Here is an 18,200-nt window from a genome sequence, read left to right as displayed (position 1 = left end):
AGACCACCGCAATGGATTTTCTGCTGCCACTGGACATGAGCAACCGCCAAGCTAGGCTGCACATGCAGAAAGCAGGCTAGGGATTCCCCAATGGAAAAGTTCGGCAAAAGCCAACCCGTTATCCGGGTCGAAGATCAACGGTTTCTGACCGGGGCAGGCAGCTACATGGATGATATCGTGCCCGAAGGCGCTCTGTACGCTGCCTTTCTGCGTAGCCCTGTGGCGCATGCCGAGATTACCGCGTTGGACCTTGAGGCGGCTCGCCAGGCCGAAGGCGTACGATTGGTGATGACGTTGGAGGATCTGGCCGCTGCTGGTGTCGACACAGTGATGAACGCGGCCACGGTTCCCAACCGGGATGGTACCAAAGCTGCCGCGCCCGAGCGTCATATGCTGGCCAAGGATCGTGTGCGTTTCGTGGGTGAGCCCGTGGCGGTCGTCATCGCCGAAACGCTTGCGCAGGCCCGTGATGCCGTCGAGGTTATCGAATTGGAAACCAATGACTTGCCGGTCAAATTGGATGTGGAATCGGGCGGCGTGACCTTGCACCCAGAGGCGCCGGATAACCGCGCCTTTGACTGGGATCTGGGTGATGCCGAAGCCACGCAGGCCGCGTTCGACGCGGCGGCGCATACTGTCGCGCTTGATGTGGCTGACAACCGGGTCATCGCCAGCTCAATCGAACCGCGCGGGTGTCAGGCCAATTGGGTCGATGGTCGGTTGCACTTTTCCTATGGCGGTCAGGGCGTCTGGGGGATGAAAGCGCAGCTGGTTCAGAAACTGAAACTGGATGCTGAAGCCATCCGCGTGACCACAGGTGACGTTGGCGGTGGGTTCGGGATGAAGGCGATGCCCTATCCCGAATATTTCTCAGTCGCCGCTGCGGCGATCAAGCTGGGCCAAGCGGTGCATTGGATGTCGGACCGGTCCGAGGCGATGGTGTCGGACCATCACGGGCGTGATTTGACCTCGTTGGCCGAGCTGGCCTTTGACGCTGATCACAAGATCATGGCCTATCGAGTCCACAGCAAGATCAATCTTGGCGCATATAACAGCCATTTTGCACAGGCCATCCAAACCTCGTTGTTCAGCAAGGTGTTGATGGGCGTTTATGATGTGCAGACCACCTATTTGCGGGTCGAGGGCTTCTTTACCAACACCACCCAGGTTGATGCCTATCGTGGTGCCGGTCGTCCCGAAGCGATCTATGTGCTGGAGCGTGTTATGGATCGCGCGGCGCGTGAGCTGCGCGTTGATCCGTGGGAGCTGCGGCGCAAGAACTTCATCCGTCCTGGCAATTTCCCCTATGTCTCGGCCACGGGTGAGACCTATGACGTGGGCGATTTCGACATGGTTCTGTCGCGCGCAGGCGCACAGGTCGCAGGGTTCGCCGCCCGCAAGGCTGCGGATGCGGAACACGGTCTGATCCGTGGGCAGGGCCTGTGCTACTATATCGAAAGCATTCTGGGTGACCCTTCCGAAGGCGCAAAGGTCGAATTTTGCGAGGATGGGACCGTGAACCTTTACGTCGGCACCCAGTCAAACGGGCAGGGGCATGAGACGGTCTATACCCATTTCCTGTCGGATCAGACGGGCATCCCCGCGGACCGGATCCGCGTTTTACAGGGTGATTCTGATCTCATGGCGCAAGGGGGTGGTACCGGCGGGTCACGCTCAGTGACGACACAAAGCAACGCAACACTGGTGACTGTTGACCGGATGGTATCGGCATTCTCGGCATATCTGGCGGACAAGATCGGTGTCGCAGAGGAGGATATCAGCTTTGATCATGAGACATTCCGTGCGCCGGGCTCGAACCTGACACCGACTCTGATCGAGGTGGCCGAGATGGCCCGTGCCGATGGGCGCGACGACCTGTTGCAGCATCAGGCACGCGCGACGCTTGAGGCGCGCAGCTTTCCAAATGGCGCGCATGTTGCCGAAATCGTGATAGATTCTTACACCGGCGAAACCTGGGTCGATCGCTATGTGGTGGTCGATGATTTTGGTAATTTGATCAACCCGATGTTGGCCGAAGGTCAAGTGCATGGCGGGGTGGTGCAGGGTATCGGCCAGGCCTTGACCGAGCATGTTGTGCATGACGAAAGCGGGCAACCGCTCACGGCTTCGTTCATGGATTACGCCTTGCCCCGCGCGGTAGACATACCCATGATTGAGTTTACCTCGGCGCCGGTACCGTCAACCGCCAACCCGATGGGGATGAAAGGCTGTGGCGAGGCAGGCACCGTGGGCGCACTGGCTGCGGTTGCGAATGCGGTTCAGGATGCGCTCTGGGATTACGGGGTGCGGCAGGCTGACATGCCTTTCACACCCCATCGAGTATGGGAATTGCTGACGCATGGTTCTGTCGCGGCTGAGTAGAAAGGTACTGGGATGGCTCGGACGGCCTCTGCGGTCCGAGCATTCAACAGAAACGCGCCACCGCGAACCCATCAGCCACGTAATCATTCTGGACGGCACCATGTCCACGTTGGAGCCTGGCTATGAGACCCATGCAGGCCAAACGCTGCGGTTGTGTAGCGAGATGGGCAGCAAGGTTTCGGTCTTCTACGAATCCGGTGTGCAGTGGGAAAGCTGGAAATCCTCGCTCGACGTGATGATGGGGCGCGGTATCAACCGTCAGATCCGGCGGGCTTACGGGTATCTGGCATCGCGCTACAAACCCGGCGACAAGATCTTTTTCATTGGCTACTCGCGTGGCGCCTATGGCGTCCGCAGCCTGGCGGGTGTCATAGATGAGATCGGCCTGCTCAAGGCCGAGCACGCCACGGTTCGCAATATCAAGCAGGCCTACCGCCACTATGAATGCAATTCGCATGGCAAGGCTGCGGCAGCCTTCAGTCAGGCGTTTTGTCATGAGGACGTGGCGATCGAAATGGTCGGGGTCTGGGACACCGTCAAGGCGCTGGGGCTACGCTTGCCGTTATTGTGGCGCTGGGCCGAAGAACGTCATTCTTTCCACAACCACCAACTTGGGCCCGCCACGCGTCATGGTTACCACGCAATGGCGCTGGACGAGACCCGCGAGGTGTTCGAGCCCGTGTTATGGAAATGCACACCCGACTTCAAAGGACATATCGAACAGGTCTGGTTTCGCGGTACGCATGGGGATGTGGGTGGCCAGCTGAACGGCTTTGAAGAGGCCCGACCGCTGAGCAATATCTCGTTGATCTGGATGCTGGACAAGGCCGAGCTGCACGGTCTGCCTCTGCCCGAAGGCTGGCGCGACCGATTTCCCGTCGATGCCGCGGCCCGTTCGGTGGGGACGTGGCGGGGCTGGGGAAAGATCTTTTTGCTGCGCAAGCATCGCAAGGTTGGACGTGACCGGTCAGAAAGCCTGCACGACTCGGTGTCATTGGACGAGCTGCCCGGCTGGGTACAGACGCCGGATTTGCTTTCGCAGCAAGTTCACTGATCAATCAAATGTTGTCGGGTGGCCGGTATTGGCCGAGAAGGCAGCCTGGATGTCAGCTGGAATATTGCGCGTAAGCGACAGCTCGGGCAGGGCATCCGAGGCAAAGAAGGCAAGGTCGCTGGTTTCTGTTCCAGGCTTTGGTTCACCGCTGTTTAGTGGATCGCACAGAAAGAACAGTTTGTAGAAATCCCGCGCATCTGCCGGATAGGGATGACGCGCCTTATGACGCAGGGCATAAAGCTGGCGCGCCTCTACTCTGAGGCCAGCTTCTTCCCAAACCTCGCGTTCGATGTTTTCAGCGGGCGAGCTTCCAATATCGGCAAATCCGCCCGGCATCGCCCATTTCCCGTCACTACGCTCGCGCACCAGAAGAATGCATCCGTCCCGGATGACCGCGCCACGAATGTCGACGCTGGGTGTGGCATAACCGGCAGTGTGCTTCGGGATCAGCCCTTCAATATGCGCAAGCGGCACCCGCCCCAGATCAGCCAGCATGGAACGCGCAATGACTGCAATTTCGTCATAGCGTTCCCGGTCGAATGGGTTCTCGATAAAATGCTGGCCGGTTTCGGCCAGCGCCAGAAGCCTTTTTGCGCGTGCCAGCCAGGTCTCCTCGATCGCTGTCGGATCCTGGCGCATCGGGGTTACCGGCGACGGTCGCGGCGCGAGCTCATGGGTTGGAAGGCGACACCCACATGCGCTTCGCAATAGGGCTTGCCCGCCTCAACCGGCAGACCACAGAACCAGAAATCCTCGGTCGCTGGGTCACCCACCGGCCATTTGCAGGTCTTCTCGGTCAACTCCATCAGCGTCAGCTTCTTGGCCTTTTTCTCGACCTCGTTGACCTTGGCCAGCGCCTCGGGGCTGATCTCGTTGGCCGAGGGCTGCGGCGGCAGCGGTTGACCGGCCGGGATGATCTGACGGCGGGCCGGGGTTGCGGGTTTCGCTTCGGGGGCAGGAACTGGGCGTGCGGGTTCGGTCTTGGGTGCGGGCTTTGGCTTGGCCTCGGCCTTGGGCGCGGGGGCCGGTTTCTCCTTCGGCTCGGCCTTGGCCGGGGTTGCGCCGGTGGCGCGGTTCGACAGGCCCAGACGGTGGACCTTGCCGATCACCGCATTGCGGGTCACGCCACCCAGTTCTTTGGCGATCTGGCTGGCCGACTGGCCCTCGCCCCACATCTTTTTCAGCAGCTCTACACGCTCGTCAGTCCAGGACATCATTTGCCTTTCAAAAGCGGAAAGCGGCCCCGGATTCGGGCCGCCTTGGGAAATCGTCTCAGCGCCCTATTCTAATCACTGCGGCCCGAGTTACAAGCGGTCTTCGAATCAGGTAAGCGCAGCACATGCAAAATCTCATGGATCAGGAAGCGCGCCGCTTTGGCGCGGTGAATTGGATGGGCCTTTACACGCTGGCACAGCGCGAGACCTTTCGTTTTCTGTCGGTCTGGACGCAAACCCTGCTGGCCCCTTTGGTGACAGCGGGATTGTTCCTGCTGATCTTCAATATCGCCATCGGTCCCGGCCGATCTGATGTGATGGGCGTGCCGTTTCTGACCTTTCTGGCCCCCGGCATCGTGATGATGACGGTGATTCAGAACGCCTTTGCCAATACCTCGTCGTCGATGGTGATTTCGAAGGTGCAAGGCAATATCGTTGATACACTTATGCCGCCCCTCTCACCGCTTGAGATCCTGCTGGGCTATCTGGCCGGAGGTATCGCGCGGGGCGTTCTGATCGCGCTGGTGGTTGCCAGCGCCCTGGCGCTTGTGCTGGGCATTGTGCCGCAACATCCACTGATTGCGCTGGTCTTTGTTGCGCTTGGGGGTGCTTTCATGGGGGCGCTGGGATTGTTTGCCGGGATATTCGCCAATAAGTTCGATCAGATGGCCGCGATCACCAATTTCATCGTTACCCCTTTGGCCTTTCTGTCCGGAACCTTCTACTCGGTCGAGGCATTGCCACCGTTGCTGAACCGCCTGAGCCACGTCAACCCGGTCTTCTATCTGATCGACGGGCTACGGTACGGCATGATCGGAGTATCCGACAGCGCGCCAATGCTGGGCTTTCTCGTCTGTACCCTGGCGACCTTGTTGGTCTGCGCCGTCACCTGGCAGATGATCCGCACAGGCTATCGGCTCAAAGCCTGACGCTGACGGGCTTCGCGCCAGACCAGGATCAGACCACCAGTCAGGATGATGGCAGAGCCGATCAGGCTGACGCCGTCGGGGATGACGTCGAAAACCGCAAAGTCGTACAATGCGGCAAAGATCAGTGTCGCATAACTGATCGGCGCTACAAAAGACGCATCGGCCCGGGCCATGCCGTTTACGAAACAGGCCTGCGCGCAGGCCATAAGCACACCAATTGCGGCCAGCGCCGCCCATTGCGCGGGCGTTGGCATCTGAAACACAAAGCTCACCGCAATAGACGCGATCACCAGGCCCATCGAGTTATTGATCAGTAAGATCTGGATCGGCGGCTCGCGGCCCGAAAGCTTCTTGATAAAGATCAGCTCCATCCCGATCACCATCGCGGCGGTCAGAGCCAAAAGCGCAGCGGGTTGAAAGCTGGCGGGGGTTGGACGCAACAGGATCAGTGCACCCGCCAGGGCGACGGCGGCGGCCAGCCAGCGCCATGGGCCAATCCGCTCCTTCAGAAGCGGGATAGCCAAGACCATGGCGAAAACCGGGTTCAGGAAAGAAATCGCGGTGGCATCGGCAATCGGGATAAAGGCGACCGAAGCAAATATCAGTGTGATGCCCAGCCAGCCAAAGCTCGTGCGCCCCACATGCAGCCCCCAATGCGGGCGCACCAGTTTTGGGCGCAGCACGCCCACGGCGCTTGCGATCACAACGAAGGCAAACAGAAATCGGCCATGGCTGATCTGCATCGGATGCATCGCAGGGCCCAACGCATCGGTTCCCAAGGCTTTGGCCAGAAGGGTGGTGGCGGCAAGCAATGCGCTGGCCGCAAATATCAAGACAGCCGCAAGCGGCGGGTTATGGGCCTTGGCAACAAACATCTGCCACCGGTGCGCCAGCGCTTGCCAAATGGCAAGCCTGAAAGTCACGTCTCAGGTTGAAATTTTGCCCGTTGAAAGATTTGGGGTTTTCACACAGGCCGGGCCCGTTTATACGCCGCTCCATGGTCAAACTTGCACATATCCTACGCCTCCGACGTCGACGCTTTTACGCGTAACCGGCGTTTTTTGATCTTTTGTGCTGATTATGCGGCACGATCCTCACCAAATATATTGACGAAGATGGGCCGAGTGTTTCACTCACGAGGCTCAAGAAATCTGAAAAGGATGATCCGATGATCCCGTCCGTTCTGCCGACCTATAACCGTGCGCCCCTGACCTTTGTGAAGGGCGAAGGCACCTGGCTGACCGAGGCAGACGGGCGACGTTTTCTGGATTTCGGCGCCGGGATCGCGGTGAACGCGCTGGGCCACGCCCATCCTGCGCTTGCCGCCGCACTCAGCGAGCAGGCTCATACGCTGTGGCATGTCTCGAACCTGTATCACATTCCGCAACAGCAGGCGCTCGCAGACAAACTGGTCGAGCATTCCTTTGCTGACACCGTGTTTTTCACCAATTCGGGTACTGAGTCCTGCGAATTGGCGGTGAAAATGGCGCGCAAGTATTTCTATGACAAAGGCCATCCCGAAAAGATCGAAATCATCACTTTCGAGGGCGCCTTTCACGGCCGGTCTTCGGCCGGGATGGCGGCCACAGGGTCCGAGAAGATCAGCAAAGGCTTTGGACCTGCGCTGCCCGGCTTTGTGCAAGTGCCATTGGGAGATCTGGATGGCGTCACCAACGCGATCACGGAAAACACCGCGGCCATCATGATCGAACCGATCCAGGGCGAGGGCGGCATTCGCGTTGTTCCCGATGCCGAATTGAAAGCCCTGCGCCAAATCTGTGACGAAAACGGCCTGCTGCTGATTTTCGATGAGATCCAATGCGGTATCGGCAGAACCGGTAAGCTCTTTACCCATGAATGGGCCGGGGTGACCCCCGATATCATGATGTCCGCCAAAGGCATTGGCGGGGGTTTCCCTTTGGGTGCTGTTCTGGCTACAGAAGAGGCCGCCTCGGGCATGACGGTAGGCACCCATGGCTCGACCTATGGCGGCAATCCCTTGGGCTGTGCTGTGGGAAACGCTGTGATCGAGCAGGTTGCGACGCCGGCCTTTCTGGAAGGTGTGCGCCGCAAGGGCGGGTTGCTACGCCAGAAACTGGAAGGGCTGGTGGCCGATCACCCGGACGTCTTCGAAGAGGTGCGGGGCGCGGGCTTGTTGCTTGGTCTGAAATGCAAGGTGGCCAATACGGATGTGGTCAGCGCGGGGTTTGATAACCAGATCATAACCGTCCTAGCCGCTGACAACGTTGTGCGCCTGTTGCCACCCCTGAACGTCAGCGAGGATGAAATCGCTCAGGCCTTGATCCGTTTGGAAAAAACCGCGGCGCAGGTCGAAAGCACGCTGGCTGCTGTCTGACCCTTCTTCTTGTTTGAAATACGGCGGGGGTGTGGGGGCTGGCCCCCACCCGCCACCCATTGCCAAAAGTGACACGATATGAACCACTTCCTCGATATCCACAAAACCGACGCAGGCGCATTGCGGTCGATGATCGATCAGGCCAGCACGATGAAACAGGCGCGTCTTGGCAGGCCCAAAGCGGCCCCTGATGATGACCAGCCGCTCAAGGATCGCATGGTTGCCCTGATCTTTGAAAAACCCTCAACCCGTACACGCGTGTCTTTTGACGTGGGCGTGCGTCAGATGGGGGGGCAGACCATGGTGCTTTCGGGCAAGGACATGCAGTTGGGTCATGGTGAAACCATCGCCGACACCGCCCGTGTGCTGTCGCGCTATGTCGATATGATCATGATCCGCACCTTTGATGAGACGATCCTGACCGAGATGGCCGAATATTCGGACGTACCGGTGATCAACGGCCTGACCGACCGCACCCATCCCTGCCAGATCATGGCGGATGTCTTGACCTTTGAGGAGCATCGCGGCCCGATCAAAGGAAAGAAAGTGGTCTGGACCGGTGACGGCAACAATGTCTGCGCCTCATTCCTGCACGCGGCAGGTCAGTTCGGTTTTGATCTGACCTTTAGCGGTCCGGCTCAACTGGATCCTGAAGAAGAGTTCATGGGTTTCGCGCGCCAGAAGGGTTCAACAATCCAGATCGAACGCGACCCGTTCAAAGCCGTAGAAGGGGCTGATCTGGTCGTGGCCGACACCTGGGTGTCGATGCATGATTCCCAATCGGCGAAAGAGCGTCGTCATAACATGCTGCGCCCCTATCAGGTGAATACTGAATTGATGTCGCATGCCAAGCCTGACGCTTTGTTCATGCATTGCCTGCCCGCGCATCGCGAAGAAGAGGCAACATCCGAGGTCATGGACGGCCCGAACTCGGTCATCTTCGATGAGGCAGAAAACCGCCTGCATGCGCAAAAGGCGGTGATGCGCTGGTGCCTGGGCGCCTAACGCCGTTTGACGTCCCACACACGCAGTTTGGCGAGCGTCGCTGCGCTCGCCGCTACAACAAGGGCGCAAAGCGCAAACTTGGACATGATCTCCATCGTGCCTTCAATCAGCAGCGCATGGACGACACTGCCCAGAATGGTCACGATGGCCAGTGCCGCGTGACCCAAGCGCCAGACCCGAAACCGCAAGGACAGACGTTGGCGCAACATCCCCATCAGCGCGGCGGCAAACCCGGCCCACATCGCGATGACGCCCCAGGCGGAAAAGGGCGTGGCGGATACAAACAAAAGGGCGTCCACCACATCCGGCGGGCTTGTGATCCACAACCCGCCCACATGCACCAGGATCATCGCCACAAGCGCAAGACCACACCACCGGTGCCAGTGGCGGCTTGTCACCGGTGACAGCCCGGGCAGCCAACGCCCGGCCAGCAAAGGTTGAAGCAAGAGCAGGCACATCCCAAGAATGCCTGCAAAGCCTGCGATGATATAGATCGGCTCACGCCAAGCCAGATAGGGGCTGAAGGCGGCTGTGACGACTGGCACCAGAAGGGCGGTGCTCAAACCCGCCCAGATGACAACGCGCATGAAGATTACAAGGGTTGCAACACAAAATGCGCCGCAAGCGTCTTGTCGCGCGCACTGGACATGACAGGGCGCAGGAACACCGTCTCGAACTCACCACTGTCATAGGCCAGATGGCCATGCGGTTGGCCAAAGGCGGGGACAATCTGCGGCATCTCAAGCCGAAACGCGCCGTCGGCATCAGTCAGCGTGGCCCCGTGGCTCTGCGGATCACGCTCATGGCCTTCGGTGGTATGCGCCCAGATCTGGATACGCTGATTGGGCAGGGGGGCTCCATCACCTGCACGCCGCACGGTTCCTGTCATCCAGAATCCACCACCGCCGATGCGCTCCACAATCGGCGCGCCGGGGCGATAGTTGTTTGCGCCACCTCGCATTGTTGGGGTAGGTGCCAACCCACTTGCGCGGGCTGGCATCAAAAGGCCCGAGGCACCTGCAGCCAGCGCTGCGCCTCCGGCAGCCATCAAAGAACGACGAGAGTATGAAACAGCGGTCATGCCAGGTTCTTTCCTCATATGATGTCCCACGCCCGGTTCCTGCCAAGCGGTTGGTTAGAGTTTAGCACGATGGGTGCGCATTCCGAGACTGCGCCCAAAATCGTGAACACTTTGGCCATTGTTTGCAGTCCAATCTGTCAGCGCCGGGGCGGTTGATAACGCGAAGCGCACCGTTTCTGTGCGTTTGTGCGAATGGAAATGGTGATATCTACGCTATATCATGCACAAGCGAACGTTAACCTTGAGGTCATCGGAGTGCAGACATGAGTTGGAACCCCACCCACAGCCCGGATTGCCAATCGCAGAACACGGCTTTGGACACACTGATCATCCCACGCGCCCGGGATCTGGGCGGCTTCGAAGTGCGTCGCGCGTTACCGTCCGTCAAACGCCAACTGGTTGGGCCGTTTATTTTCTTTGATCAGATGGGTCCTGCCGAGTTCATCACCGAAGGCGGTATCGATGTCCGTCCGCATCCGCATATCGGATTGGGCACGGTGACCTACCTCTATCAGGGTGAGTTTGAACATCGCGACAGCATCGGCACACATCAGATGATCTATCCCGGAGAGGTTAATTGGATGGTCGCCGGGCGCGGGGTCACGCATTCCGAGCGGACCAGCGCCGAGACCCGCGCGCGGCAGAACAAGCTTTTCGGTATTCAGACCTGGATCGCTTTGCCCGAAGCGCATGAGGATATGGCCCCTGATTTCGAGCATCACAAGCAGCGGGCTTTGCCGCATATTCAAGATGCCGGTATCAGCGCACGGCTGATCCTCGGCTCGGCCTATGGCGAAACGAGCCCTGTAACCATGCTGTCGGAAACCTTCTATCTGGATGTTCAGCTTGAACCGGGCGCGTCCTTTCCTCTGCCGGATGATCATGAAGATCGCGGTGTCTATGTCACGCAAGGCTCTGTCGAAGTCGCAGGGGACAGCTTTGATGCCGGTCGCATGATGGTGTTTCGCCCCGGTGACAAGCTGTCTGTGACCGCTGGTCCGCTGGGGGCGCGGCTGATGCTGCTGGGCGGTGCCACGTTGAACGAAGACCGCTATATCTGGTGGAATTTTGTGTCGTCCTCGAAAGAAAAGATCGAAACCGCAACGCGGGAGTGGAAACAGGCGGATTGGGCCAACGGGGCCTTCCATTTGCCGCCGGGTGACGATCAGGAGTTCATTCCGATTTCTGCAGAACTTGAGCGCACAAAGCCGCGATTGGCGCGGTAAACGCCACGTCATCGCGCCTGCGGCTTGTCTCTGTGCCATGTCCCGGTAATCCTGTGAGGAGTTCAGGGAGGGCGCCATGAAAATCGCGATTGCCGGGGCGGGCAGCATTGGGTGCTATGTCGGAGGGTGCCTGGCACATTCTGGTCAGGACGTGATGTTGTTGGGCCGCGCGCGGGTGCTGGATGCGATCCGCAGCCACGGGTTGAAGATCACCGACTTTGCGGGGCAGCATCAGGTAATCCCCACCAATTTGCTGTCCCTGACCGAGGATCCAACAGATTTGGCCGATGCCGACCTTGTGCTTGTGACCGTCAAGACAGGTGCAACCGCCGATATGGCCAACCTGATCGCGCAATATGCACCGGCGACCGCGCCAGTAATTTCGCTACAAAATGGGATGGAGAGCGCTCGAATTTTGCGTAACACATTGAAAACCCGAGATGTCAGGGCCGGGATGGTGCCCTTCAACGTTGTTCCGAAAGGGGTGGCATCCTATCACCGCGCGACCTCGGGGGATATCGTGATCGAGGATGGTGCCGGGGATTTGCCCACGCGTTTGTCTTGCCCGGATCTTCCGATAAGCGCCAGCAACCGGATCGAAGCGGTGCAATGGGGCAAGCTGGTGGTGAACCTCAACAATGCCCTGAACGCGCTGTCCGGCCTGACGGTGCGTGCGCAACTGATGGACCCGGGTTGGCGTCGATTGATGGCGGACCAAATGGCCGAGGCTTTGGGGGTTTTGAAAACCGCCGGGCTAGCGGTTGCGTCGACAACCCCCGTACCGGCCTGGATGGTGCCCCATATATTGCGATTGCCAACGCCATTGTTTTCCAGGATCGCATCCAAAATGCTGACTGTTGATCCCGAGGCCAGAACCTCGATGGCCTATGACATGATGGCAGGGCGTGTGACAGAAATCGACAGCCTGCAAGGCGAGATTATTCGGCTGGCCGCCCAAAACGGGGTTAGCGCACCGCTCTGCAGCCGTGTGGCCGATCTGATCCTGCAGGCGCGCGGTGATCCGATGACGCCGGAGAAAATACGCGCATTCTAAGGCAAACGCGCTTCAGAGCGTCCGCAGTATGGCGCTCAGCTCTGGCTCGTGCACGCGTTTCGCTGCCTCTTGCGGCGTTACCCATTCTCGCTCTCTCTGGCCCGCCTCGGGAAACTCGTCGGCCAACTCCTTTACGTGCACACGGTACACCGTGGTTCGAACCGGCACTGCCGAGCCGTCCTTGAGCACCTTGTCATAGGTGAAGTGACCCATCGGTATGGTGTCAGAGGCTGTGATCCGCACGCCTGCCTCTTCCCAGGCCTCTTGCGCAGCTGATCCTGCACCGTCCAGCCCGTCAATGGGCCAGCCCTTTGGGATTACCCAGCGCCCGGTATCGCGGCTGGTGATCAGCAGAACTTGGGTCTGACTTTTCTTCTTTCGGGTGCATAGCGCCGCGAACTGCACCCGTTTGGGGCGCAGGATCATGGGCCGCACGACCTTTTGCAGTATTTTTCGCAGTTTCTTGGCCATTTGAGTCAGCTGAACACGCGCCGTTAAGGCATTGACCTAGCGTCATAGCGGTCTGGTTCCGGTTGCACAACCGCTCAACCACGACGGCGTTTTGCGCGCAGGGTCGGGTCGGCCTGCGTTGGGTCTTCGGGCCAGGGATGTTTGGGATATTGCGCGCGCATATCCTTGCGTACATCCGCATAGGACCCGGCCCAGAACCCCGGAAGGTCACGTGTGATCTGTATGGGTCGCTGGGCGGGCGACAGCAATGTGATCTTCAACGGTTGATCGCCGATTTGGGGATGCTGCGTGACGCCAAAGACCTCTTGCAGGCGGACCGCGATTTCGGGAACAGCATGGTCATAGGAAATGGGGATCTTGCGCCCCAGCGGCGTTTCAAACGACCCGGGCGCGCGGCGGTCCAGCTCTTGCGTCTGAGACCAGTCCAGCCGGGCGCGCAGCGCGGGCAGCAGATCGAACTGCTTCCAATCGTCGGCACTGCGGACGCCGGTCAGCATCGGCAGCAGCCAGCTTTCCAGATTTTCCATCAAACCTTCGGGTGAGAAATCGGGCAATTCAACACCTGAGGCACGCACCAACTCCACCCGCGCGGCAAGCCGCGCCGCAGGGCCTTTCAAGCGCAGGCCCAGATCAAGCACACCGTCCAGCATGGCCTTGGCAACGGCATCTTCGGGAACGTCTTTCCAGATACGGTCATCCAGATTGATCGCACCGAACCGTTCCTGCTGCCGCGCCGCCACGCGCCGATCCCGTTTGGACCAGCTGCACATCTTGTGCCAGGTAATCTGATCGGCAAAGAGCGCGCGTAACTCTCCTTCGGTGATCTGGGCAGCCAACCTGACACGCGCCTCACGCGGGTTTCCGTCGGTGTCGATCACCACCAGAAAGGGCGCGGCGGCCATGGTGTCTGCATTGTCGAGCACAACGCCCTTTCCGCCCGACAGGACATACCGCGGTGCGTCGCCCTTGCGCCGCTGTCCGACCCGATCTGGATAGGCCAACGCGGCCATGGCGGCAGGTGACAGATAAGGCCCTTGCCCCTTGGTCTGGGCCCGCAGGCGTTTGGTTTCCGATGTGATCCGGTCAACCGCGCCCGCATGAACCTGCCAGGGACGATTGCGCTGAAATGCACGGGGATCGCGCAGGGCCTCAAGGCGCAACGAGAGGTCGCTTGGGGCACCTTTCAGTGGGTCGCGTTCCGCCATCAAGGCGGCCAGCGGGGCCGCAGCAGAGCCCGCAGCGACCAGCATATGGCCCAATCTTGGATGCAACGGCAGCGCCGCCAGCGCCCGCCCGTGATCAGTGATACGCCCGTTGCTGTCCAAAGCGCCCAGCATGTGCAACAGGCCACGCGCTTCGGCAAAAGCACCCTCAGGCGGCTGCGTCAGAAAGGCCAGATCACCCGGTTCGCTGCCCCAAAGCGCCAATTCCAGGGCAAGGCCGGTCAGATCGGCCGCCTCGATCTCGGCGGGCGGAAAGGCGGCCATCGCGCCGTCTTCGCCTTTGGACCACAGCCGGTAACACGCACCTTCGGCCACACGCCCCGCGCGCCCGGCGCGTTGCGTGGCTTCGGCGCGGGTCACCTTTTCGGTGATCAGACGCGACATGCCCGAGCCCGGATCGAACCGCGCCCGACGCGATTGGCCCATATCGACGACGACGCGAATATCAGGCAACGTCAATGAGGTTTCGGCGATCGACGTAGCCAACACCACCTTGCGGCCGGTTTTAGCCGGGGCAATAGCCGCGCGCTGGGCGGCAAAGGGCAGGGCACCAAACAAGGGATGAACCTGGCACCTGTCCGGCAGCAGCTGGGTCAAAGCCCCCTCGGCGCGCCGGATCTCACCTTCGCCGGGCAGAAAGACCAGAATCCCGCCGCCCATGGCGCGCGTATCGCGTTCGGCTTGAACAACCAAATCGACCAGAGCGTCCAAACGGCGCGCCTTGGGGCCCAGCGGGCGCTCGAGCCAGCGCAGATCGACGTCGAAACTGCGCCCGGCCGAAGTGACCACAGGCGCGTTCATCAGCCGACCCACGGGTTCGGCATCCAGCGTCGCCGACATCGCCAGCAGGATCAGATCGTCGCGCAGCGCGTCGGCCACCTCAAGGCAGAGCGCCAGTCCCAGATCGGCATTCAAGGAGCGTTCGTGGAACTCGTCAAAGATCACCGCACCAATGCCGGGCAGGTGAGGGTCGGATTGCAGCATGCGGGTCAGGATGCCTTCGGTCACAACCTCGATCCGGGTCTTGGTTGAAGTTTTGGCCTCCCCTCGCACGCGATAACCCACGGTTTCACCCGCGCGTTCATTCAGGGTGTCGGCCATGCGTTCAGCGGCGGCGCGCGCGGCAAGACGGCGGGGTTCCAGCATCAGGATCTTGCCTTCGCACAGACCGGCCTCAAGCATGGCCAGAGGAACCCGTGTGGTTTTGCCTGCTCCGGGGGGCGCTTGCAGAACGGCGCGCTTGTGGGCCTTGAGGGCGTCCAACAGCTCGGGCAGGGCATCATCTATGGGCAGGCGCGGTGACATGGTCGCTTTATCCGCAATCCATCCGGTGGCGTCCAGATTGCATCGCGGCGCGGGGCTGGACATTTTCGGCTGAGCGACCACAAGGTGTCGTGCCGCAGTCAAACGAGGGCCCCATGGACATAGACAGCCTGAGCGACAGGATCTTGAACGGTGAACGGCGCGCGCTGGCCCGAGCGATCACTCTGGTCGAAAGCGGGCGCGAGGATCACCGGGCAAAGGCCAGCGCGCTGCTGGCCAAGCTGTCGGGTTCAGGTCGACAAGCGTTGCGCGTCGGGCTGTCGGGGACACCGGGCGTGGGCAAATCCACCTTTATTGAAAGCTTTGGCATGATGCTGATCGCGCTGGGTTTGCGGGTGGCGGTTCTGGCTGTTGATCCAAGCTCGGCCCGGTCTGGAGGGTCGATACTGGGCGACAAGACGCGGATGGAGCGGCTCAGCCGTGAGGCCAACGCCTTTATCCGTCCGTCGCCCAGCCAAAGCCATTTGGGCGGCGTCGCACGCCGCACCCGCGAGGCCATTGCGTTGTGTGAGGCCGCGGGGTTTGATGTTGTGCTGATCGAAACCGTGGGCGTCGGCCAGTCTGAAACCGTGGTGGCCGAGATGTCGGACCTGTTCCTGCTGTTGCTGGCCCCGGCGGGCGGGGATGAGCTGCAAGGGGTCAAGCGCGGCATCATGGAGATGGCTGACATTATACTGGTCAACAAGGCCGACGGCGATTTGAAATCCACTGCAACACGGACCTGTGCGGATTATGCCGGAGCACTGCGGCTGCTGCGCAAGCGGCCCCAAGACCCCGAAGGCTTTCCAAAGGCGATGACGGTCTCCGCGGTCGAAGAGCAGGGGCTGGAACTGGTCTGGGCCGAGATGCAAGCTTTGCGAAACTGGCGGAAAGAAACCGGACATTGGGCGCAGAACCGGGTTGCACAGGCGCAATACTGGTTTGAACAAGAGGTACGCTCAGCCCTGCTGGCGCAGCTGTCCACGGCGCAGGCACGGGCTGATATGGCGCGCTTGGGCGGTCAGGTCAGTGCGGGGCTGCTCAGCCCCTCGGCAGCGGCCTCTGAAATGCTGGCGACACTGGTGCCCAAGACCTGATCCTGTAAGGTCCGTTTGGGGTAGAACAGAGAATTCTGCAATCGGGCAAAGATTTCGCCGCAGCCGTCTTGACCCTCTGCGCGATTCCCACTACACGCATCCAACCAGTTTTCGGGCGCGACTTCGGGTTGCGCCCCTTGTGATTTGGCCGAGGGTATTTGACCCGGCCTCTAGAAACAAAGGAAGAAACCATGTCGCGCCGTTGCGAACTGACCGGAAAAGGCCCGATGACTGGCAACAATGTCAGCCACGCCAAAAACAGAACTCGTCGTCGTTTTCTGCCGAATCTGAATGATGTTACGCTGCAGTCGGAAACTCTGGGCCGTGGCGTCAAGCTGCGCATTTCCGCTGCTGCACTGCGCTCTGTCGATCACCGCGGTGGTCTGGACGCGTTCCTGGCGAAAGCCAAGGATGATGAGCTGTCGGCAAATGCGCTGAAAGTGAAAAAGGAAATCGCCAAGGCGCAAGCTTCGGCGTAAACCCTTTCGTTTCATCGAGATTTTGGCCCCGTACCTGCTGGTGCGGGGCTTTTTCTTTTGATCGGTCGACTCTCTGGATCGTGCTCCAAAGGACTCGTTTGATCGCGTCTGTGAAGATGTTCACATAACAAAGGGGGAATGTTTGTTATGTTTGCTCATATTCTAGCAGCGGAGACAGCCGATGCCCTTCAAGTCCCTTGATTTTCTAACTCAAGTTCCCGTTTTTGTCGGACAAGCGATCAGCAGGTGTATTCGGATGCAACAAAGGGTTAATCGTCGGCATGTCAGTCTGACGACCCATGCTGCCAAGGACCCACAGTTCGACGCTTGACGCAACGCCGCAGGTCGCGATTGTTGCTTGTCACCGGAATTCGTTTCCGCGTAATCCCTGTCGGAAATGAAGACGCGGTGTCACATATTCTTGGCCTTTGTTCTGTCGCTGACGGTCATCTTGACCGGTCAGGGAGTGGCAGCGTCACGCGGTGTGGACCATGTGGCAGGCCAAATGGTGCTGTGCACCGGTGCTGGTCCTGTTGTTGTCTATGTCGACAAAGACGGGCAACCCACACAGGCGCCGCACTACTGCCCTGACTATGCGCTGACCCTTTTGGGCGCGATCTTTACCGCGCATCCTGAACTGCCCACCGCACCCAACGGTGCACGTGATTTCGTTCCCAGCCATGCTCAAAACTTGATCGTTATGCGGGTTCTGTGCAGACTGGCCCGGGCGCCTCCTGTTTTTGTCTGATTCTACGGATATTCAAAGACAGAAATAAAGACAGGAGCAGCGCTATGACGCTCAAATCCACAGTTCTGGTCGCGATGGCCAGTTTTGCCCTTGCCACTACCGTCGCAGCCGAAAGCAGTATCAAGGTTGACGATTCCTATGCCCGGTCGTCGGGCGCAACCGCCAAGGCTGGGGCAGCCTTCATGATGATCGTCAATGACGGCGACACGGCTGATCGGTTGATCGGTGTAAGATCAGACGCGGCAGCTCGGGTGGAGCTGCATACGCATGAGGTCGATGAAAACGGTGTGGCCCGGATGATGGAGGTCGAAGAAGGCTTTGAGATACCGGCGGGGGAAAGCCATGCGCTTGAACGTGGCGGGGATCACGTGATGTTCATGGGGCTGACCCAGCCTTTCGAACAGGGCACTCGTGTTCCGGTAACACTGATCTTTGAAAACGCGGGAGAAATTGACATCGAGATCCCGGTTGATCTTGAGCGGAAAGCAGACGGTGGTCACGGGGATGGCCATGGCGCGCATTCACATTAGCGGAACGCCTGTCTTCGGGCCGCTTAAGCGGCCGTCATCCATGCGTCAG

18 protein-coding genes are annotated in these 18,200 nt (G+C 59.8%); 11 read left to right on the top strand and 7 right to left on the bottom strand.

Going from position 1 to position 18,200, the window contains the following annotated elements; translation table 11 throughout:
- Positions 1 to 90: 90 nt before the first annotated feature.
- Positions 91 to 2,382 (top strand): xanthine dehydrogenase family protein molybdopterin-binding subunit, encoded by a 2,292-nt coding sequence (locus GOX45_RS09600; RefSeq protein WP_171100284.1) that lies wholly within the window; start codon positions 91 to 93, stop codon positions 2,380 to 2,382.
- Positions 2,360 to 3,436, top strand: coding sequence for a DUF2235 domain-containing protein (locus GOX45_RS09595; protein WP_171100282.1), 1,077 nt, complete (start codon positions 2,360 to 2,362; stop codon positions 3,434 to 3,436). The genes GOX45_RS09600 and GOX45_RS09595 overlap by 23 nt, the downstream gene beginning before the upstream one ends.
- Here GOX45_RS09595 and GOX45_RS09590 read toward each other — a convergent pair whose 3' ends face one another.
- Both GOX45_RS09590 and GOX45_RS09585 read right to left on the bottom strand, forming a co-directional pair.
- A complete protein-coding gene (locus GOX45_RS09590) occupies positions 3,437 to 4,075 on the bottom strand; it encodes an NUDIX hydrolase N-terminal domain-containing protein (RefSeq protein ID WP_217350355.1) in 639 nt (212 codons plus the stop codon).
- Between the two features lie 5 nt (positions 4,076 to 4,080).
- A complete protein-coding gene (locus GOX45_RS09585) occupies positions 4,081 to 4,650 on the bottom strand; it encodes a GcrA family cell cycle regulator (RefSeq protein ID WP_171100280.1) in 570 nt (189 codons plus the stop codon).
- A 125-nt stretch (positions 4,651 to 4,775) separates the two neighbouring features.
- Between GOX45_RS09585 and GOX45_RS09580 the strand changes: the two genes are divergently transcribed.
- Positions 4,776 to 5,579, top strand: a complete 804-nt coding sequence (locus GOX45_RS09580; protein ID WP_171100278.1) for an ABC transporter permease — start codon at positions 4,776 to 4,778, stop codon at positions 5,577 to 5,579.
- Here the strand turns inward: GOX45_RS09580 and GOX45_RS09575 are convergent.
- Entirely contained in the window at positions 5,561 to 6,454 is an 894-nt protein-coding gene (locus GOX45_RS09575; RefSeq protein WP_171100276.1) for a DMT family transporter, read from the bottom strand. The two genes, GOX45_RS09580 and GOX45_RS09575, sit on opposite strands and share 19 nt — an antisense overlap.
- A gap of 293 nt (positions 6,455 to 6,747) precedes the next feature.
- On the opposite strand from GOX45_RS09575, the gene GOX45_RS09570 reads away from it, so the two are divergent.
- Positions 6,748 to 7,935, top strand: coding sequence for an aspartate aminotransferase family protein (locus GOX45_RS09570; RefSeq protein ID WP_171100274.1), 1,188 nt, complete (start codon positions 6,748 to 6,750; stop codon positions 7,933 to 7,935).
- A gap of 78 nt (positions 7,936 to 8,013) precedes the next feature.
- Entirely contained in the window at positions 8,014 to 8,940 is a 927-nt protein-coding gene (gene argF, locus GOX45_RS09565) for an ornithine carbamoyltransferase (RefSeq protein ID WP_171100272.1), read from the top strand.
- Here the strand turns inward: argF and GOX45_RS09560 are convergent.
- Positions 8,937 to 9,527, bottom strand: coding sequence for a ferric reductase-like transmembrane domain-containing protein (locus GOX45_RS09560; protein WP_171100271.1), 591 nt, complete (start codon positions 9,525 to 9,527; stop codon positions 8,937 to 8,939). The two genes, argF and GOX45_RS09560, sit on opposite strands and share 4 nt — an antisense overlap.
- Positions 9,528 to 9,532: 5 nt before the next feature.
- Positions 9,533 to 10,021, bottom strand: coding sequence for a twin-arginine translocation pathway signal (locus GOX45_RS09555; protein WP_171100269.1), 489 nt, complete (start codon positions 10,019 to 10,021; stop codon positions 9,533 to 9,535).
- Positions 10,022 to 10,284: 263 nt separating this feature from the next.
- On the opposite strand from GOX45_RS09555, the gene GOX45_RS09550 reads away from it, so the two are divergent.
- Together GOX45_RS09550 and GOX45_RS09545 are read left to right on the top strand one after the other, a co-directional pair.
- Entirely contained in the window at positions 10,285 to 11,247 is a 963-nt protein-coding gene (locus GOX45_RS09550) for a pirin family protein (protein ID WP_171100267.1), read from the top strand.
- A gap of 76 nt (positions 11,248 to 11,323) precedes the next feature.
- Positions 11,324 to 12,301, top strand: a complete 978-nt coding sequence (locus tag GOX45_RS09545) for a 2-dehydropantoate 2-reductase (protein WP_171100265.1) — start codon at positions 11,324 to 11,326, stop codon at positions 12,299 to 12,301.
- 12 nt (positions 12,302 to 12,313) lie between these two features.
- Here the strand turns inward: GOX45_RS09545 and GOX45_RS09540 are convergent, their stop codons facing one another.
- Both GOX45_RS09540 and hrpB read right to left on the bottom strand, forming a co-directional pair.
- Positions 12,314 to 12,772, bottom strand: coding sequence for an NUDIX hydrolase (locus GOX45_RS09540; RefSeq protein WP_171100263.1), 459 nt, complete (start codon positions 12,770 to 12,772; stop codon positions 12,314 to 12,316).
- 74 nt (positions 12,773 to 12,846) lie between these two features.
- Positions 12,847 to 15,300 carry an ATP-dependent helicase HrpB gene (hrpB, locus tag GOX45_RS09535; protein WP_171100261.1) on the bottom strand — a complete coding sequence of 818 codons (2,454 nt, stop codon included), beginning with the start codon at positions 15,298 to 15,300 and terminating at the stop codon, positions 12,847 to 12,849.
- 113 nt (positions 15,301 to 15,413) lie between these two features.
- Here hrpB and meaB point away from each other — a divergent pair, with 113 nt between their 5' ends.
- The 4 genes from meaB to GOX45_RS09515 all read left to right on the top strand — a co-directional run bounded on the left by meaB (position 15,414) and on the right by GOX45_RS09515 (position 18,151).
- The gene (meaB, locus tag GOX45_RS09530) at positions 15,414 to 16,394 is read left to right on the top strand and encodes a methylmalonyl Co-A mutase-associated GTPase MeaB (RefSeq protein WP_171100260.1); all 981 of its coding nucleotides are present in this window, start codon (positions 15,414 to 15,416) and stop codon (positions 16,392 to 16,394) included.
- A 191-nt stretch (positions 16,395 to 16,585) separates the two neighbouring features.
- A complete protein-coding gene (gene rpmB / locus GOX45_RS09525; RefSeq protein WP_008756960.1) occupies positions 16,586 to 16,873 on the top strand; it encodes a 50S ribosomal protein L28 in 288 nt (95 codons plus the stop codon).
- 421 nt (positions 16,874 to 17,294) lie between these two features.
- On the top strand, positions 17,295 to 17,621 hold the full coding sequence (locus GOX45_RS09520; protein ID WP_254445982.1) for a hypothetical protein: 327 nt from the start codon (positions 17,295 to 17,297) through the stop codon (positions 17,619 to 17,621).
- 44 nt (positions 17,622 to 17,665) lie between these two features.
- The gene (locus tag GOX45_RS09515) at positions 17,666 to 18,151 is read left to right on the top strand and encodes a copper chaperone PCu(A)C (protein ID WP_171100256.1); all 486 of its coding nucleotides are present in this window, start codon (positions 17,666 to 17,668) and stop codon (positions 18,149 to 18,151) included.
- Positions 18,152 to 18,200 lie beyond the last annotated feature (49 nt).

It is taken from the genome of Ruegeria sp. HKCCD7255 (genome assembly GCF_013031565.1).
In the GTDB taxonomy this organism is placed as follows: domain Bacteria; phylum Pseudomonadota; class Alphaproteobacteria; order Rhodobacterales; family Rhodobacteraceae; genus Ruegeria.
This window is presented reverse-complemented; position numbering and strand designations above follow the sequence as displayed.